Genomic DNA, 17,910 nt, shown 5'->3' with positions numbered 1-17,910 from the left:
ATCAACTGCTGCTCCTTCACTGCATAAATCGAGTATCATGACGTGACCGTTCTTTCTCTGATTCGGTACGTTAACCTCTCTACCGTTTATAACTTAATCGTTTCTTGAACTTATCGACACGCCCGCCGATTTCGGTATTTTTCTGCTTGCCCGTAAAGAAAGGGTGTGAAGCCGAACTGGAATCTACGCGAATCACGGGATAGGTTTGACCGTCTTCCCACTCCATCGTTTCTGTCGAAGTCTTGGTGGAGGCACTGAGAAATGAATAGCCCACGCTCGCGTCTAGGAATATGACTTTTTGAAATGTTGGATGTATCCCTTTTTGCATGGTAATGTTCTCTTCTTTCCGAGCCGATCGACTCTGTATTATTTGTTATTCGTAATATTTACGATTAACGTCATGGATGAATATTAAAATATAAAATCATTTCTGTCAACTCTCGGCTCCATACTGAAAAAATCGTTTCATTACTCTTGGGCATAAAGAAAAAACCGCATACCACGAATGGAATGCGGTCGGACTATGCGATCATAAAGGCGTAAAGTCTAATTTGATAGAGTTCTAAACTAATCTTTAATCGCTTATACCCTAGCCGTCAGTAATATGTACAACAAAAGCATACGAGGTGAATCCTGCCTTCCAATCCGAATTCACTAAAATCGTATAAACTCCCGGTTCCGTTGGCAGCTGTAAGCGCCGATTCACCACCATCATGTCAACAAACTGCTCGGTTTCATTGCCCGTATCCATGACGTTAAATACCGTCAATCTGTCAGGCTCCAATCCAGCCGGATAGGTTATTACAAGATTAGAGTCCGGCTTCACCCTGACCGGCGGATACCGGGCTTCGGTTACCCATTGCCCTACAGAGTCTTTTACTTCCAGGCATCCATTCCAGCAAGAGCTTCCCTGTAGCAGCGGAATCTCCTGCATCCAAACGCTACCATCCTTGTATGTGTTCTCATAAGCAATGGATGGAACGGGTGCCTCTACCTGTTCATCGAATGCTAAGCTTTGCTGTTTGATCGTGATTAATTCCTTCTCCTCATCGTAATGAACTTCAGCATGCATTTCTTCCCCTACAAGGCGAAGAGGAACGTAGACGTTTCCGTTGTAGTTAATGACGGGCAGTCTTGCTGATATGCCATTGATCACAAATTTTCCGGATGTCAGGAAGTCGATCGAGGAGCTTGCGCCATAAGCCACCAGACCGATAACGGCTAACAAACCGAACCATAACCATACCAAAACATATTTCCGCAAAAAGCATCTACGCTCCTTTCCTTAGTCAGTCATATCAGTTATTTATTCAGATATTGGCATTCATCGCGGCAGCCTTACTTCAAAAACTGTACGAAGCAAGCTGCTGTCGGCCGTGATCGTGCCATTATGCTGCATCATGATATTTTTCGATATAAATAAACCGAGGCCTGTGCTGCCCTCCCGATGAACCCGGGACGCATCGCCGGTATAAAACATGTCGAATAGATGCGGCAGCTCGTTCGGATGGATGCGATCCCCATAATTGATTACCTGGACCACCGTTTCGTCTGCTTCAAGGAAAGCGCGGATATCTACAAACTGGCCGTCGCTGCCGTACCGTATCGCATTGGTCATTAAATTTTCAAATACGCGTGCCAGCAAGTCGCCATCTCCCGAAATGATCAGATTAGGCGTAACGTGCAATCGAGCTTCCAGTTTATTTTTCTCAAGAGCCGGAAGCAATTCTTCACTTAACTGTGTCAGCAGCTCGCTTAAATTGATCGGCTGTTTATCGACAGGCAGCATACCGTAATTCATTCTAGTGATTTCGAACAATTCGTCTATCAGCCTCTCCAGGCGCTTAGACTTCGCGAAAGCAATGCCCGTGTAATGCCGTACCTGTTCTTTGGTCAATAATTCGTCCCTAAGAATGAAATCCAAATAACCGATGACGGAAGTGAGCGGCGTTCGCAAATCATGAGCCAAATTCAATATCAGCTGATCTTTGCTGCTCTCAGCAAAATCTCCTCTCGCCACCGCTTGCTTCAGCATCTCTCCCGTCAGATTAATATCCGCCGCGATATCACCGAACTCGTCCCGGGACGAAACCGAAACCCGCTTGTCGAAATCGCCGCTGGCGAGATGACGAATCCCCGCAGAAATTTCACGAAAATATGCCACATAAGGCTTCGTAAGCAGGAAGAAAAACAAAACCGCCAACGGGATAAAAAATATCAGAAAAAAATTAATATCCCCGACCGTTCTTATGAACAAGCGGACATAAGCCAGCGGATCCTCGAATTTGACCTGTGTTCGGTAATAATATTGCAGGATTTTATATAGTGCGTACATGATGATGCCGGATATGATCATGCTGAAGCCGAACAGCACGATCATTTTGGAGCGGAAGCTTCGTATCAAGTTAGCCATTGAACGTATAGCCTACCCCCCAAACCGTTTTGATCAGCTTATTTTTGTTCGTATCATCGCACATCTTCTTTCGCAATGTTCGAATATGGACCATAACCGTATTGCTTGTTTCAAAGTAGGCCTCGCCCCATACGTGTTGAAAGATATTTTCCGTACTAAACACCTTCTTCGGGTAACTGGCCAATAAGTACAGAATGTCAAATTCCTTAGGCGTCAGCTCGATCGTTTCGCCGTATAGGGTAACAACTCGCTGATCGGGGTATATGACCACTCCTCCTGCTTCCAGGGCGGGTTTGCCGGAAGTCGCCGGCTGGTTCATCTGCATATAACGGCGAAGGTGCGCATTCACGCGAGCGATCAACTCCATCGGGTTAAAGGGCTTGGTCATATAGTCGTCTGCGCCTCTCACCAGCCCGGCAATTTTATCAAGATCGGACGTTTTCGCGCTCAGAAAAATGATCGGCATATGATTGCGTTCCCGAATGTGCTGGATCACTTCATAACCGTCCAGCTTCGGCATCATAATGTCCAATATCGCTAAATCGACGGAATGCGCTCGAACGGCTTGCACCGCCTCCTGCCCGTCAGCCGCTTTCAGGACATCATAACCTTCTTTTATCAGGTGCAGCTCGATCAGGTCCGCTATTTCCGCCTCATCGTCCGCAATGAGAATAGTAATCCGCTTCATGGTATGTATCCATCCTTTGCATATCGTTAACGTAGGAACATGATTGAAATTTAGGACAATAAGAAGGAGGTTCGTTAACACTCCATTATGCTTGTAAGAACCTTCCGACTATAGCTTACGTGGAAAATCTTAAAAATTCTTTTAGAATAATTAAAGAGTTATTAAATTGACAAACCAAACGGAAAGAAGTATATCAAAAACACCCCCGAACCTCCTCATTCTTCAGGGGTGTTGTCTTCACTGCCAGTGTATTGGTGATTCTTTTAATCGGTACCTGGCCTGTTGGCCTGATTCTCTTCATACATGATTGGATAGCTTTGACTTCCTAGCAGCATTCTACGTCCTTGGAACTCGTCATACAGATTGATTCGAACCGCCCCTCCACTCACGATTTTACTGAAGTTGCTATTCAAGCTAATGGAGTAGGATTGATTGTTGCCGATGGTCAAATCGGTACCGAGTGTTAACGTCTTCTCTGTCGACTGCCCGGTTGGGTCAATCAGCTCCATGATGAGTTTATGGTCATAAGGACCTGTCTCGTAATCCCCATTCCTAGAGAGATTATAATGAATAACGGTAGTGAGCATATCTTTCCCTGCGCTAAGCGTACCTTCTCCTCTCGTGATGGTGAGGAAGTACGGAAACAATTCCACATTTTGCAGATTCGTTGCCGGATGCGTAACTTTAGGGTTAAGCGCTAAACCCACCGTATTGATAGATCCCGTTGATTCTTCCCCTAAATTTGTCATTTTTCCGTTCGCTACGCCTTCCCCGACAAATAAAACAAGCTGGGAAGCATTCACATTCTGCGGAAGCTTGCTCCAAATGGTCACAAGATTCTTTCCATTGGCACTTGTCTTTTCGGATGATTGACTAATCTTTGCCTCAAAAAACTCGTTGTCCGGTGTTTTATAGTAAGCAACCAGCTGCGCCTGTTTGGATTGGCGTGTTTCCTGACTCGTCATCACCAGTTCCGTATATATTAGATTGGAGCCGTTGTCTTGGTATACGGTCGTCAAGCGTTCCCGGACTTCCGCTTTCTTGCCTGTCGTATGGATAAGATAAGATTCGCCGGCAGCCACCTGTTTCATGACATTGTTGAGCGAATGGGTATTCAGCGACAGAAATTTGTGAACATCCTCACCTGAAGTTTCCTGCAGATCGACTCTGAGCTGATTGAATGAATAGGAATACGGTACATTGGCAAGCACATACAGCTCCATGGTTTCATTCGGCGCCAGAGTTGTTTGATCATTCGGCACTACCATTTGGGACGTATTGCTGAGATTGCGCATGCCTGCCTTAACTGCAGCTTTAAACTCAGGCAGCGATACGGTCGTCGATTGGGTATTGCGAATGCTGATTTGGGCTACAATTTGATCCACATCTCCCAGCGGCACACGCTGATATGAGCTTAGTTTGACGCCGAATGTTCCATGAGCATTTTCGACGATGTTTTCTACACCCAGATGACTTTTCCCCTCAGGGGCATAAGGAATTTTATAGTGGGCAGCCGGGAAGCTGATCCTCCCCTCCACAGCCGGCTCTGTCAATTGCAGCTGCAATTGATTCTGTTTCATGTGCAACGGCACATCTGCACTGAGGTCGATAAGCTTCTCTTCCAGCGGCTTCAGCGTTACATGGTCAAGCGCCTTCGTATTCACCGGGATGCTGTAGCCTTCATCCGTGAGGATGGAAAGCTCATAAGCCGGCAGCTTCAAGGATTTATCACCGAGATTTTTAACGCGGAATTGAAGGTTCCATTTGCCGGTATCGTTCTCTGCAAATACCGAAGCATGTTTCAGCTGCGTCTCTATCGTTTGATGGTTCACCGATATGTTTCGGATGGCATAATTCGCCGCAGGCACATCAGCGGTAACACCCGGAAGTTTGAAGGTTTTGACCGGAAGCAGCTTGTTCATAGCCTCGTCTTTCTGCGTGAATTGCATCGTCATTTGGTCTGTTTTAAGTTGGGACGGAACCTCTGCCAGATAAAACACCGTTCGTTTTTGTCCTGGCTGGATCCTGAAGCTGCCCCCTGTGACATCCTCAGGCGTAAGATCGAATACCGAGCCGCCGGCCGACTTCAGTTGTACTGTATATCCGGGATCACTCAGCACCTTCTTGCCTCCGTTTGCAAAATGAACCCCCACTCTCAAATACACTTTTCCATTATGCTTCATTCGCTTCACACTTTCCGCCTTGACCGTAACAGGCTGTTGTTTCATAATCAGCTTTGCGCTTTTGCCCTTGGCCACGGCGAAATCCGTCGCTGCCGCCGGAAGCTTGAACGTTTGCACAGGAATACTGATCTTCAATGCTTCGTCCTCCTGCGCCAGCTGCAGTGTCATGCCGTTCGTCTTTATCGTGGATGGGATCTCCGCCCAATAGAAGATGATGCTGCTCTCCTGAGGCTGCAGCTTGTATCCGGTGCTGGCTGAATCGGAGGTGAGCTCAAATACCGAGCCGCCGGCCGACTTCAAATATGCCTTATACCCGGGGTCGCTTAATGCCTTTGTCCCTCCATTCGTGAGCCTGAGTCCTAATTTTATAAATACTTTTCCATTGATGGTATACCTCTGCAAGGTATCCGCCTTGGCCGTAACCGGAAGATGATTCATCGTGATCTTCTTGCTCTTTCCTGTCGGAACTACCGAAGAGTAATCGGCCGGAACGGTGATCTGCCCCAGTTTTTTCTGATAGTTCGCGCTGTCAAAATTCCATCCGTACAGGGAAACCTTGGCTCCGTTGACCTTAGTTGATTTTCCAACGTTTACATAATACGTCACGGAGAGGCTGCTGTTCGCCGGCACCGTTCGTTTAATAGCGTCACTCGTAACGTTCTTGCCTTTTCCCGTTGCCCCACTAGGCATAGAAACTTTGGAAAAATAATCGATAAGATCTACTCTACTGCCGCTGCTGTTACGATAACGAAGCGTATAGACCAAAATATTCCCGTCTGGCTGAGTTAAAATATCCATCCCCGTCAGCTTCACGCTGACGTTCTGCTTCAATGGAACAGAGCCCAGTTTATCTAATGCCATGCTGGACGCGACTGCAGCTGCTGATTTAGAAACAGAGTAGCCTGTTGCGGATGCCCCATACGCATCAAGGGCAAACCCATGACTTAACATCAGCGCACCAAGCATGATGACCGCGCATGTCTTTTTTGGTCCGTGCATAATGTACCTCCTGTATAAAAAGAAAATCAAAAAGCCTATTCTCCGTTGTCTCTCTTCTGTGAAATAGGGAGCAGCGCACAAATGTGGGCTGTTTCCTGGATGATCCTCCTATTCGTTTAAATAGGTGGTGACCCGGTTCTGGATCAGCTTCGCCACTTCTTCTGCCGTTTTCTGTCCGCTGAAGTACGCCATAGACTCTTCACCGGCAATCGATATCACTTTACTGTCCAGATCGACGTATTGATCCGCGGACTGAACAATTTGTTTAAACACGTTGAATTGTTCGTCAGATACTTTGGCCGGCTGCCCGTTCGGAAGTGTATAATCGCCGCTCCCCACCTTTTCCTGGAGGTCATTGATCAGCTTTTCATTCACGGATTTAAGCATCGAGAACCCTTCTCTTTCCTGCAGTAATTGTGCTTCTTCAGACAATAGGAAGGAAATGAACTTCCAAGCTTCTTCTTGTGCTGGCGATTTGGCATGGATCGCGAACCCGGATGATGTAAAAACCCTCGCGCCTTTTTGACCCGCGGTTTCTCCCGCTCGGGGTAACAGCATGATCTTGGGATGATCAAATAGCATATAAGGGCCTTCGATAAATTGAAGCGGCGACAATATTGGGGTAGAGCTGAACAATTGATTGCCCGGCTTTGCCTCGTCGGATGTAATGATCTTGTCATCATTCATTTTCATGGCTTGCTGAAGCAAATCCACAAATTCCGGAGAATCGAACGTTGCCTTTTTGGCTGTCGTATCAACAAATGCAGCGTAGTTTTCATATAGCATCTCCTGAAAGAGGTATTCCGGCGGGTAGGACGCTAATGCATAAATCTCATCGGTACCGCTCTCCTTTGCCTTTTGGATAACTTCCTTTGAAACCTTCTCGAACTCCTTCCAATCCCAGGTTTTATCATCGAACGCCACATTAGCGTTGCCCAGCATGTCCCCATTACCAACCAATACTCTCAGGGAGTATCCCAAAGGGATGGTATACACCCCGTCATTCAGTTTCAGACCGTCCACAATATTCATTTGCAAATCGTCTTTATGGAGCGTCTGGTCTTGCTCCAGCAAATCATTCATATTGAGCATGAAACCTTTGCTCACATATTCTTTAACAGGCAAGCCGCCAACTTCAATGATATCCATGCCTTTGCCCGATAACATGGCTGTATTCGTTGCAGTACGATACTTCTCGAATTCTCCAGGTCCCCATAGTTCACCCATGCTTTTATATGCATGGATCTGCAGGTCGATATCCGGGTATTTTTCTTCGAACTTTTTTTCGAGCGTTTCATAGAACGGACTCGACTCTGTCAGTGACAGGGTAAGCAACGTTTTCCCCTCTTTCGTTGCGGGCTTATTTACGTTCCCGCCTTCTCCTGGGCCGCAAGCGGTTAAACTCGCGATTAAAGCCCCCATAGAAATAAGTAAAAGCCATTTTTTCATCGTATGATTTCCTCCTGATATGTTCTGATTACAATGCCGCCTCACTATTCCAAGCGAACCCGGTTGCCATCCTGCAGAGGCTCGCTGCTTTTCAGAATGATTTTATCTTGTTCATAGATGCTATCCGTTTGGATCATCGTTTCTTTGTCATTCCGCTCGCTGAACTTGATGTTGACTTTCCGGGCAACAAAAACATTACCGAGTGCACCCGGCTGCTCCTCGACTACAAAAACGTACATGCCTTCCCGGTCCTGATGAACAGCTTCATTAGAAACAAGCAGCCCTTGATCGAGAGAGTTTTTCTCGATGTTAATCCGAGCCTGCTCACCTCCCTTCAGCTTGGCGTTGATGAGTTTAATACGAATCCTCTTTTGAGGGACGGTTACCGTCTCCGCTCCTTCGGTTGCCCCCTCAATCATCGGCTCCGCATTGGTGATTTCTTCAATGATGCCTTCAATGACACTGGCTTGCTGCTCTTCATCTGTCTGCACCTCTACCTCGATCCGCTCACCAACGGATATCCCGATGCTGGACAAGCGTTTTGCATCAGCACCAACGTCAAACCTGTAGCCTTGACTGCTATTCGAGACAATGACATCCGGCTCGCCCGCAGATGCCAGTCCTTCTACCGCATTCAGCTTCGTTACAATACCGTCGAAGGGAGCGGTAAGCATCTGATCTTTTGCCAGTCGTTCTTTCATCTCGTTGATCTTGCGTTCCTGCGCAGCAATATCAAGTTTCCCTTTTTCAATTTCGCGTTTTGCGCTTCGCAGCTTAAGTTCATCCTCTTCAATAGAAGATTGAACAAACTGATCCTGAAGATTTTGCTGCTCAATTCTTTGCTTTTCCAGATTCGTTACCTCAAGTTCGATTTCTTGTCTTGCCGCTACGTTGTCATAAGCGATAAGCTTCTGTCCCTTCTTCACACGTTCACCTTCTTTTACGTGAATCTGCTGAACCTTCCAGTCGTTTGAACCGGATAGCTTAGCTTCGGCGATCGGTTGAAGTATTCCGCTTCCCTCGATCGATAGCGCAATGCCTCCCTGTTTCGGCTGTTCCGTGGTCACCTTGGGCAAGGTCAACGACTGCAGCGTGTTACTGAACAAGGTAAACAGCAGCAGCATTCCCATAAAAACCATGAACACGAATTGAAGGATTCGCTTTCGTCTTTGGTCAGCTAACCCTTTTCCAAGCTCCATATCCTTTCTTCTCCTCCTAAAAACCGCCTTGAAAAGTTACCCCTTAACACCTGACAATTGAATGCCCTCGATGAAATACGACTCCGCATACAGAAATAACATCACCATCGGGGCCATATAGAGCATGGATGCAGCAAAGGCAATCCCCCGGTCAGTATCATTAATCCTGGATAGAAAGACAGACAGCGGCTGCTTGAAGGGGTCATCCAAAAAAATAAGCGGCTGCTCCACCATGTTCCAATAATCAACGAACAGCAAGATCACAAGTGCGGCCAACCCCGGCTTGATCATCGGGACAATCATCGTCATAAAAATCCGCAAATGTCCGGCACCGTCTATTTTGGCAGCTTCAATATAGGCATAGGGAATGTCCAGCATGAACTGTCTGAGCATGAACACGCCGAAAGCTGCGAAAATGCCGGGAACAATGATGGCGCCCGTACTATTCAGCATGCCAAGCTTATCGACCATAATATAGTTGGGAACCAGCGTGACTTGGAACGGCATGAGCATCGTCATGACATATACCAAAAACATCGAATCCCGGCCGCGGAATTTCAACTTGGAGAATGCATAAGCAGCCAGTGCTGCCACGATCGTCTGACCCACAATGATCGGCACCACCATGAACACGGAGTTCCAGAACATCGTCAGATACTTCGGGTTGTCGATGAACACCTTCCCATACTGTGCAAAAGACACCTTGTCGGGAATTAATTTCAGGTTTGCAAAAGAGCCGTCTTTACCTGGAATAACTTCATTCATTTGACCGATGAGACCGTAATTGATCTGAATCTCCAGTTCTGTCATTAATGAATTTGTGAATGTAATCACAATTGGTGATAGTAAGATCAGGGCGATAACACCCAAGACGAATGTTAATACACTTTTTTTCAATATATGGACGATTCGCACGAAGCTTCGCTCCACCTCCTATTCCATGTACTGCCGATGTCGGCGCTCAATAGCAAACAGCACCAGGACGATTAGCAGAATACAGGCAAACATCAAGGATGCCGCTGCGGTCAGCTTCTGAATGTCGAGTGAAATGAACATATTATTCATATAGTGCTGCATCATATAAATGCTGTCGTGGGGATAGTCACCTGCGATGAGATACGTTTCCCGGAACACTTTGAATGAGTTGATAATGGACATAATCACAACAAAGAACATGGAAGAAGTCAGATAGACCAGCGTAACGCTTCGGAATTGCCTCACGCGGCCAGCCCCTTCAATCCGGGCCGTTTCGTAGTAATCCTTCGGAATTTGCTGCAGCCCGGCCAAGAATAAAATGACGTTGTAACCGATGTTCTTCCATAGATACACCATGATCACGACCAAACGTGCCGATTCCGTCTTCATCCAGTCCACGCGTCCATATCCAAAGCTGTTCAGCCATGCGTTCAGGGAGCCGTTCCAGTCAAATAGCATCTGCCAGATCATGATAATGGAGGCGACGGGCACAACAAGCGGCATAACGTAAGCAGTCCGAAGCCATTTTTGAAAATATGTATTTTTATGGAGCAGGATCGCTAACCCGAGCGACAGCATGACCATAAGCGGAACACTGACCGCGCTGAAGAAAAACGTGTTGGATGCCGCCTTGCGGAAGGAAGCACTCCCAAACAGCTCCACGTAATTATCGAGACCCGCAAAATGGCCGTCTACCGATTGGCTCATAAAGGAATAGTACACACCCATGGCAAATGGAATAAGGTAAAAGAGTGCAAATCCGATACCGCTTGGCACGAGAAAGAATATGGCCGCCGAAGCATCCTTGCGGAGCCATTTATTCATGATTATCTTGATCCATCCCTTCACTGTTAATTTAAGTCTCCCATGCTGCTGACTCCTGTCGCGCATCCCCATGCATTCAGATTAGATAAGATTGCTTAAGAAAAAAGGGGGAAAGTATTAAAAATATCTAAAATATTCGTATAATATTGTGAGCCTAGCTCTCACTATGCCAATCAGATATTGAATCGAAAATGATGATGATAACCTTGGAATCGGAAGATAACGAGTGAAAATAAAAAAACAACGAGTCCACTCACTTCGAGCGGTCCTCGCTGTTTTTTTGTAATGTGGGTCTTACGTGTGGTCAGAAATGGAAACGCTACGGCCATATTGTTGCTATTCATTGTAAAAGCGCTCGCCGCCTGATTTCCGAAAGTGTGTGGGTCATGATAAGATCGATTTGCTCTTCATCCCCCATATAGAAAGTATGGGTCCCCGTCTGAACAAACCCCATTTTATTATAAAAGGTAATGGCATTCTCATTTTTTTCCCAAACCCCTAGCCAGATCTTCCTTAGATTGCGTTCCAACGCGATCTCTACGGCTTGATTCATTAGATATTTGCCAAGCCCCTGTTTATGAAAGCTTTGCTTGATATAGATCCGCTCGATCTCTAGGCAATCATCGCCCATTGCTTCAGACTGAGCATGCTGGGTGTTAATTTTTAAATATCCTGCAATTTCCCTACCAGCATAAATAAAATAGAATTCCGAAAAGATATTCGATAATTCTTTTTCCAATTGATTCAAATGGAAAGCTTTATCTAAGTAGGCTTTCATATTTTCAGGCGAATTTTGATCCTTAAAAGTCTCGTTAAATGTTTTAATGCTTATTTCTTGAAGTAAGCCCAGATCTTTAATCGTGCACTTTTCTATAGTTATGGTCACTTTGCTTCGTCCTCCTTCGAATACATCAATAGTGTCGCTTGTTACCCTTTTTAACAAACTCCCAGTCTTTTTCCACATTGTGTCGGACTCTTTGGAGAAGCTCGAACATGACTTCTACTTCGCTTGCAGAGAATCCGGATAGTGCAACCAAATTGGAATAATCGTTCTCCCTTTTTATTAATGGATACACATGGCTCCCTTTCTCCGTAGGAAACAGTTTTTTGATTTTTTTGTTATATTGATCTTCTCTCTTATCAATAAACCCATTCATCTCAAGCTTCTGTATAGCCCGGGCCGTTGTTGTTCGGTCGACCTTTATCATTTCAGATAATTTTTCTTGAATAATTCCTGGGTGTTCACATATTCGCACGAGGTACAAATACTGTCCTTTTGTAAGGTCGTATTGCTTAAACTCAATATTGCTTATCGAATCCAATGACCTGGCGATCATACCAATCTCACGTAGTACGTCCTTCATATATGCAACTCACGCTCTTCTCGAATTTATTCAAATGAAGCAGTAAGAGAATAGTACATTATTTTTGTTGCATTTACAACATAAAATAAGCGCTCGTAGGTCCCGATCAAACACCAAGCCCTGCAGGATAACCATCAACCAAGGATAAGGCAAACAAATGGAACGATCATATGGTTATATTCTCCTGTAATGACCGGCAGTCAGAAATCATCGGGTTTCCGTACTTTACATGTTCTGGCATAACTTTCTGGCCGAAAAACAAATACTATTCATGAGAGAGGGTCAACATGGTTAATATCAACCCTCTCTTTCAGCCCTTCCCTATCCGTTTGGGCATCGCCGATGCCCGCTTGCGTTTGCTTTAACGGCCGCCATCAACTTTGTGGATTGGGGCAATAATTCGCGGATAGTCGCAGGCATCCTACACCAAACCATCCTGCGCCATTTAAAATGGACTTCGCAAAAAAAAGCGCCGATGGACTCGGTAAGATCCTCTAACCAAGCTCATCGGCGCTTCTCATTTCGCTGCTTATCTCGACAGCCTAACATATCTAATACGGATGATCTTACGAAGCTCTTACAGGATCCATTCGGTTACCCTTCTACGATATCCGCCCGCAAATCAGTTGCAATTTCGATCATGAGAGGCACAAGCTCTTGATGGGAAACGGCGACATACAGCTCTCCCATGTAGTGCCTGAATGGAATCAAGGCTTCCCCATGTTTCCACATAAAGAAATCGCCTTCTACCGACATGGTGCTCTCTTCCCCTCTCACAGTGAGCTCCGTCTGATAAATAAAATCAGCTTTGGTTGAAAAATATTGTTGGCATTCTTCCAATGAAATCTCCTGATCGCCAGCGTCGGGTTGCATGGATCTCGTGATCCGAAAACGTTGATTCATTATTGATCCTCCAAAATAAAATAACTTGTATCTCCAATTACTTTCGTTAACCAGCCCTTCTCTAACGGTGGTGGTGTCGAAGCGCCACCGACTCAGCCAATACTATTCATACCACGATTGGTGAACCTCGTCTACACTGCCTTAGACTTTCCATGCCGTTCAATTAAAATCCGATTGGTATGCGAAAATTTCTTTGATATGCTGAAATCAAACATATGGAACTGGAGATGAAGCATGTATGCATAAGATACTAATCGTGGACGATGAGGCGGATCTTCGAAAGCTGCTGACCGATTACTTTGAAATCAATGGATATTTTGTCATGACGGCCAAGGACAGCCGGGAAGCTATGCGAAAAGTGGAACTAGGACCCGATCTCGTATTGCTCGATATCAACATGCCTGAGGAGAACGGCCTTGAAGTATGCGAAAGAATTAGAGGCTTTGTCTCGTGCCCCATCTTATTTTTGACCGCTCGAATCGAAGATGCCGATAAAATAGCCGGCTTTCGGGCAGGAGGTGATGACTATATCCTGAAACCTTTCAGTATTCGCGAGCTTGGCGCCAGAGTAGAAGCGCATTTGCGCAGGGAACAGCGAGTCCTAACCAAAGCCTCGGTGAGGTTTAACCATGATTTGGTCATTAATTATACGGCCCGGGAGCTCTATTTCCAGGATAAACGAATACCTCTGGCCAAAAAAGAGTTCGACATTATCGAATTACTGTCCATGAATCCCGGCATGGTATTCGAGAAGGAGCGCATTTACGAGAAAATTTGGGGCCTGGACGAAGAAGGCGATAGCAGCGTCATCGCGGAGCATATTCGGCGAATTCGCAACAAATTCAAGGAATACGGCTGCAGCGATCGAATCGAGACGGTGTGGGGAGTAGGATACAAATGGCTAAACTCGTAAATAGGCTGCTGCTAGAAAGACTTAATTTGCTGCAATCGTTCATCCTGTTATGCATTCTTACGCTTTTTGCTGTACTGGCCATGATCACTTTGGAATTTGCCTGGGCGGAGATCCTGCGGGAGCGTTTTGAAGAGGCCGATTGGTTGCTGCCCTCCCTCGTCGCGGCGGTGCTGTTGACGGTAGCCGCAGGAATTGTCGCCATGGCCGTTCTATTTTACAGATGGAAGCTAAAACGACCGCTGACGATTCTGATGCAAGCATCCAAGAAGATCTCGGCCAACGATCTAGGCTTCAGCATCTCCTATGACAGCCGGGACGAGATGGGCGAGCTCATCGCCGTATTTGAAAACATGCGGTCACAATTGGAAATCAATTTAAAGGCACTCTGGCGTTCGGTGGAGGAGCGCAAGCAGCTCAATGCAATTTTTGCCCATGATCTAAGGACGCCGCTGTCTGTGCTGAAAGGGTACGCCGAGTTTCTCGCCACCTATGTTCCCGAGAAGAAATTGTCGGAAGAGAAGATTCTGGACCTGATCCATACCATGAACCTTCACATCGTTCGCCTGGAGAACTATGCGGAGGCCATGAGCTCGATTCAGAAACTGGAGGATACCCCGGTGCATCGCGATCCCGTGGATATCATCCCATTCACGGCTTTGTTGAACGACAGTGCCAATCAAATAGCTAGTCAATTCGGCATAAACTTTGCCTCATCCATTGATAACGCTGATTCTGAAATCAGCCTGGATGCCCATGTCGTCATGCAGGTATTCGAGAACCTGGTAGCCAATGCGGCGCGTTACGCAACCAGTCAGGTGAACGCTCGTTTTATCATTCGGGAAGCCTCTATGGATATTGCCGTCACGGACGACGGACCCGGTTTCTCGAACGAAGCCCTAAACAAGGCTGCTCTTCCTTTTTACCGCGGGGATATGTGGGATGCAACCGAACATCGTGGGCTAGGACTGTATGTTTGCAAGGTGCTTTGCGAAATACATGGCGGGAGCTTGCAGGTCGAAAACGGACCTCAAGGCGGCGGGTGCGTAACCGCAAGTTTTGGATCGTAGTTGATAAATAGTTGAAAATTATCCGATAGCATATCCTTATCTTGATTGAAGGAGTGCTATGATGCCGAAAACAATACAAAGAATGTTTACCGTAATTACCTGCCTGCTGCTAACTTGGACCGTGATGGCGGAGTCCGTATCTGCATTGGAGGACGGGGACCGCACGGAACTTTGGCGGGACATTGACGAATACATGAGCCGGAGCATGAAGGCCAACCATATCGAAGGAGCGTCCTTGTCGATCTCCTTAAACGATAAGACCTTCTATGCCAAAGGTTATGGTACGTTTGGTGAAAACCAAAGCATAACGGACGAAACCCCTCTACCCATTGCTTCGCTTAGCAAGTCCTTTACCGCATTAGCCGTTCTGCAGTTGGTGGATAAAGGCCGGATTGATCTGGATGAGGCTTACGTTTCCTATTTTCCCAAACTGACTCCTCAGGATCCCCGAGTTCATGACATAACGGTCCGGCATTTATTGAATCAGACCAGCGGCCTGACGGATGGCTCCAATCCCGATATGACGAGGACTCCGCAATTCCAAGCACTGCACGAGGCGAACCGGTTATTAAATGAGGTTGAACTCGCCCATAAACCTGGAACAACTTACAGCTACCACAATCCCAATTACGTGCTGTTGGCGAACCTCGTGGAAAGCATCAGTGGAGAGCGGTTTTCGGATTACCTGAATCGTCATATTTTTAAACCCCTGGGTATGAACCATACGTACAGCGTCAGCACGACGCATCAAATCAATGGGAATGAAGCGATCCCGCCGGGTCATTACTCGATTCTGGGCCGCTCCGTGAATCGCTCAGAGCCGCTGTGGTTTATTGACGGTCCCGCAGGGATCGTTTCAACCGCGGAAGACATGTCCAGGTGGATGATTGCCCAATATAGCGGCGACCTTCTTCCCCCGGCGTTGATGAAGCAATTTCATTCAGCCGGAGAAGCTTCGCCGTACGGCATGGGTTGGCTCGCAGACCATGATCCATCGGGAGGCCGAACGATCTCCCACAGCGGCATTTTCTGGACGTACAAGTCGGAAGAAACGGTTTTTTTGGACGAGCAAATGGGGATCGCGGTGATGTTTAATTCAGGATTGAACGCATTTGTGAATTACTCGGGAATCATCGATGGGGTCGCGGCTATGATGAGGGGAGAACAGCCCAACATCTCATTTCTTAACGATCGAAACATGTCTATGATCATGATGGCGTTGATTCTCGCAACGCTTGTATGGGGCGGCTATGCTTCTATTCGTATTCGTCGGAAGAAAAAACGCCTTACGATCGGCATGTTCATTCTCATATCGGTCATTAGGCTGATTCCGGTCCTCATCCTCTTGTCTCTCCCCCCATTGCTGACGTTTATCGGCGGAGGGCGCGTGCTGCCATGGTCCGGTCTTTGGACTACCCTATCGTCACCGATCATCTGGCTCGTTGTATGGTCGCTCGTCAATTTCGTGCATGTGGCTTGCTATTATATCGTCTATGCTCGTTACGCTAAGAATAGTCAATCGATGGCTAACAACCCATAATGCCACAAGTTCAACACAACTAAATGAAGAAAAGGCAGCTGCATCAGCTGCCTTATTAAATCGTTTACCTATACATTCACATGCTGGAATCAGAGCTGGTTTTACCGCTGGTTAAACTTTGTCCCCCTTGAATCAGGATGAGATAGGCAGCAATAGATAATACACTGGTGGAAAAGATGACAACTCCGAAAGGAATCGCGGAATTTTCGCCCGCAATTCCTACAAGCGGAGACGTAACGGCGCCTAATGCGAATTGTAAGGAGCCGAGCACGGCTGAAGCGCTGCCTGCAATATGCCCCTGCGACTCCATAGCTAGCGTAAAAGAGATCGGCCCGATGATCCCAATGGAAAAAGCGAATAAGAAAATCGAAATAAACATGGCAGACAATGCGCCATGTACCACTACGACGAACAAGACCGCTGCAGAAGATATGAACGCAATGATTAATCCAATCCTGAATAGCCGGCTTTCCGTTACCCGGCCTGCAAACAATTTGACGATTTGAGATCCCGCAATGATCGCAAGGCCGTTCAACGCAAAGAGGATCGAGAACATTTGCGGCGACACGCCGTACATGTTCTGATAGATAAACGGGGTACCCGCCACATAGGCGAAAACGCCTGCGAACAGTATGCCGTTAACTAGTGCATATCCCATAAACGACCGCTCCCGGAACAAGCTGTTATAATTTTTTATCAATGTGCTGAAACTGCTTGGAACACGCTGCTGTACAGGTAAGCTTTCCTTTAACCCTCCTAAGGTTATCGCGGTCAGTGCTATGCCTAGCGCCCCCAAGAACAGAAATACACTTCCCCATGAGCTGTATGACATTACCGCGCTTCCGAGCGTTGGCGAAATTAACGGTGCCACATTGCTGATCATCGTTAAGAGCGCGATAAACTTCGTCATTTCAACACCATGGAACCGGTCTCGGACAATCGCTCGCGAAATCACGAGTCCGGCCGACGCTGCAACCCCTTGAATGAATCTTAAACATATGAACCACTCGATGCTTGGCGCAAAAGCGCATCCAATCGAGGAAAGGATGTACAAGATCATGGAGGTCAGCAAAGGCGGACGCCTTCCATACATGTCGCTTAAAGGCCCCATGATCAACTGTCCCAATCCTAATCCTAACAGGCTGGTGGTTAAACTCGCTTGAACCGCAGCTGCGCTTGTTCCAAAAAATACAGCGATTTGCGGAAGCGACGCCAGGTACATATCGACCGTAAACGGCCCCAATGCCGAAAATGTCGCCAAGATTAGGGCAAAACCGAGAGAACTTTGTTGAGCTTTATATTTCATTTCTCTAACTCCTATGACTGATGAGATGTTTTCTTATAAAATAACGTCTCTGCTTAAGACGATTGCGCAGGTAGCCGTTCGTTCGA

At 46.7% G+C, this 17,910-nt stretch carries 16 protein-coding genes; 3 read left to right on the top strand and 13 right to left on the bottom strand.

What is annotated here, in order from left to right; all coding sequences use genetic code 11:
- Positions 1 to 79 precede the first annotated feature (79 nt).
- From JNUCC32_RS08620 to JNUCC32_RS08565, 12 genes are all read right to left on the bottom strand, one after another.
- A complete protein-coding gene (locus JNUCC32_RS08620; RefSeq protein WP_096773980.1) occupies positions 80 to 328 on the bottom strand; it encodes a type B 50S ribosomal protein L31 in 249 nt (82 codons plus the stop codon).
- A gap of 261 nt (positions 329 to 589) precedes the next feature.
- On the bottom strand, positions 590 to 1,264 hold the full coding sequence (locus JNUCC32_RS08615) for a stalk domain-containing protein (protein WP_192571674.1): 675 nt from the start codon (positions 1,262 to 1,264) through the stop codon (positions 590 to 592).
- A 60-nt stretch (positions 1,265 to 1,324) separates the two neighbouring features.
- Positions 1,325 to 2,413: a HAMP domain-containing sensor histidine kinase gene (locus JNUCC32_RS08610; protein ID WP_096773982.1), complete on the bottom strand. Its 1,089-nt coding sequence runs from the start codon at positions 2,411 to 2,413 to the stop codon at positions 1,325 to 1,327.
- Positions 2,406 to 3,101 carry a response regulator transcription factor gene (locus JNUCC32_RS08605; protein WP_096773983.1) on the bottom strand — a complete coding sequence of 232 codons (696 nt, stop codon included), beginning with the start codon at positions 3,099 to 3,101 and terminating at the stop codon, positions 2,406 to 2,408. Before JNUCC32_RS08605 ends, JNUCC32_RS08610 begins: the two co-directional genes overlap by 8 nt.
- Positions 3,102 to 3,364: 263 nt before the next feature.
- Positions 3,365 to 6,283, bottom strand: coding sequence for a hypothetical protein (locus JNUCC32_RS08600; RefSeq protein WP_192571673.1), 2,919 nt, complete (start codon positions 6,281 to 6,283; stop codon positions 3,365 to 3,367).
- Positions 6,284 to 6,391: 108 nt separating this feature from the next.
- Positions 6,392 to 7,732 (bottom strand): ABC transporter substrate-binding protein, encoded by a 1,341-nt coding sequence (locus JNUCC32_RS08595; protein ID WP_192571672.1) that lies wholly within the window; start codon positions 7,730 to 7,732, stop codon positions 6,392 to 6,394.
- Positions 7,733 to 7,776: 44 nt separating this feature from the next.
- The gene (locus JNUCC32_RS08590) at positions 7,777 to 8,931 is read right to left on the bottom strand and encodes an efflux RND transporter periplasmic adaptor subunit (protein WP_192571671.1); all 1,155 of its coding nucleotides are present in this window, start codon (positions 8,929 to 8,931) and stop codon (positions 7,777 to 7,779) included.
- 36 nt (positions 8,932 to 8,967) lie between these two features.
- Positions 8,968 to 9,846, bottom strand: a complete 879-nt coding sequence (locus JNUCC32_RS08585) for a carbohydrate ABC transporter permease (protein ID WP_192571670.1) — start codon at positions 9,844 to 9,846, stop codon at positions 8,968 to 8,970.
- Between the two features lie 18 nt (positions 9,847 to 9,864).
- Positions 9,865 to 10,731 carry a carbohydrate ABC transporter permease gene (locus JNUCC32_RS08580; protein ID WP_096774578.1) on the bottom strand — a complete coding sequence of 289 codons (867 nt, stop codon included), beginning with the start codon at positions 10,729 to 10,731 and terminating at the stop codon, positions 9,865 to 9,867.
- Between the two features lie 340 nt (positions 10,732 to 11,071).
- Positions 11,072 to 11,617: a spermidine/spermine N(1)-acetyltransferase gene (locus JNUCC32_RS08575; protein WP_192571669.1), complete on the bottom strand. Its 546-nt coding sequence runs from the start codon at positions 11,615 to 11,617 to the stop codon at positions 11,072 to 11,074.
- Positions 11,618 to 11,642: 25 nt separating this feature from the next.
- Positions 11,643 to 12,095 carry a MarR family winged helix-turn-helix transcriptional regulator gene (locus tag JNUCC32_RS08570; protein ID WP_192571668.1) on the bottom strand — a complete coding sequence of 151 codons (453 nt, stop codon included), beginning with the start codon at positions 12,093 to 12,095 and terminating at the stop codon, positions 11,643 to 11,645.
- Between the two features lie 594 nt (positions 12,096 to 12,689).
- On the bottom strand, positions 12,690 to 12,998 hold the full coding sequence (locus JNUCC32_RS08565) for a hypothetical protein (protein WP_192571667.1): 309 nt from the start codon (positions 12,996 to 12,998) through the stop codon (positions 12,690 to 12,692).
- 238 nt (positions 12,999 to 13,236) lie between these two features.
- Between JNUCC32_RS08565 and JNUCC32_RS08560 the strand changes: the two genes are divergently transcribed.
- From JNUCC32_RS08560 to JNUCC32_RS08550, 3 genes are all read left to right on the top strand, one after another.
- Complete coding sequence (locus JNUCC32_RS08560) at positions 13,237 to 13,911, top strand: response regulator transcription factor (protein WP_096773991.1); 675 nt, start codon at positions 13,237 to 13,239, stop codon at positions 13,909 to 13,911.
- Positions 13,896 to 14,978 (top strand): HAMP domain-containing sensor histidine kinase, encoded by a 1,083-nt coding sequence (locus tag JNUCC32_RS08555; RefSeq protein WP_192571666.1) that lies wholly within the window; start codon positions 13,896 to 13,898, stop codon positions 14,976 to 14,978. Before JNUCC32_RS08560 ends, JNUCC32_RS08555 begins: the two co-directional genes overlap by 16 nt.
- 61 nt (positions 14,979 to 15,039) lie before the next feature.
- On the top strand, positions 15,040 to 16,518 hold the full coding sequence (locus JNUCC32_RS08550; protein ID WP_192571665.1) for a serine hydrolase domain-containing protein: 1,479 nt from the start codon (positions 15,040 to 15,042) through the stop codon (positions 16,516 to 16,518).
- 76 nt (positions 16,519 to 16,594) lie between these two features.
- Here JNUCC32_RS08550 and JNUCC32_RS08545 read toward each other — a convergent pair whose 3' ends face one another.
- Entirely contained in the window at positions 16,595 to 17,824 is a 1,230-nt protein-coding gene (locus JNUCC32_RS08545) for a multidrug effflux MFS transporter (RefSeq protein ID WP_192571664.1), read from the bottom strand.
- Positions 17,825 to 17,910: the final 86 nt, after the last annotated feature.

It is taken from the genome of Paenibacillus sp. JNUCC32, assembly GCF_014863545.1.
GTDB classification, from domain to species: domain Bacteria; phylum Bacillota; class Bacilli; order Paenibacillales; family Paenibacillaceae; genus Paenibacillus_AQ; species Paenibacillus_AQ lautus_A.
This window is presented reverse-complemented; position numbering and strand designations above follow the sequence as displayed.

Excerpts from the sequence above, each read along its gene's own strand:
- JNUCC32_RS08620 (WP_096773980.1), bottom strand. The coding sequence starts at position 328 with ATGCAAAAAGGGATACATCCAACATTTCAAAAAGTCATATTCCTAGAC.
- JNUCC32_RS08610 (WP_096773982.1), bottom strand. The coding sequence starts at position 2,413 with ATGGCTAACTTGATACGAAGCTTCCGCTCCAAAATGATCGTGCTGTTC.
- JNUCC32_RS08605 (WP_096773983.1), bottom strand. The coding sequence starts at position 3,101 with ATGAAGCGGATTACTATTCTCATTGCGGACGATGAGGCGGAAATAGCG.
- JNUCC32_RS08600 (WP_192571673.1), bottom strand. The coding sequence starts at position 6,283 with ATGCACGGACCAAAAAAGACATGCGCGGTCATCATGCTTGGTGCGCTG.
- JNUCC32_RS08595 (WP_192571672.1), bottom strand. The coding sequence starts at position 7,732 with ATGAAAAAATGGCTTTTACTTATTTCTATGGGGGCTTTAATCGCGAGT.
- JNUCC32_RS08590 (WP_192571671.1), bottom strand. The coding sequence starts at position 8,931 with ATGGAGCTTGGAAAAGGGTTAGCTGACCAAAGACGAAAGCGAATCCTT.
- JNUCC32_RS08580 (WP_096774578.1), bottom strand. The coding sequence starts at position 10,731 with ATGAATAAATGGCTCCGCAAGGATGCTTCGGCGGCCATATTCTTTCTC.
- JNUCC32_RS08570 (WP_192571668.1), bottom strand. The coding sequence starts at position 12,095 with ATGAAGGACGTACTACGTGAGATTGGTATGATCGCCAGGTCATTGGAT.
- JNUCC32_RS08565 (WP_192571667.1), bottom strand. The coding sequence starts at position 12,998 with ATGAATCAACGTTTTCGGATCACGAGATCCATGCAACCCGACGCTGGC.
- JNUCC32_RS08560 (WP_096773991.1), top strand. The coding sequence starts at position 13,237 with ATGCATAAGATACTAATCGTGGACGATGAGGCGGATCTTCGAAAGCTG.
- JNUCC32_RS08555 (WP_192571666.1), top strand. The coding sequence starts at position 13,896 with ATGGCTAAACTCGTAAATAGGCTGCTGCTAGAAAGACTTAATTTGCTG.
- JNUCC32_RS08550 (WP_192571665.1), top strand. The coding sequence starts at position 15,040 with ATGCCGAAAACAATACAAAGAATGTTTACCGTAATTACCTGCCTGCTG.
- JNUCC32_RS08545 (WP_192571664.1), bottom strand. The coding sequence starts at position 17,824 with ATGAAATATAAAGCTCAACAAAGTTCTCTCGGTTTTGCCCTAATCTTG.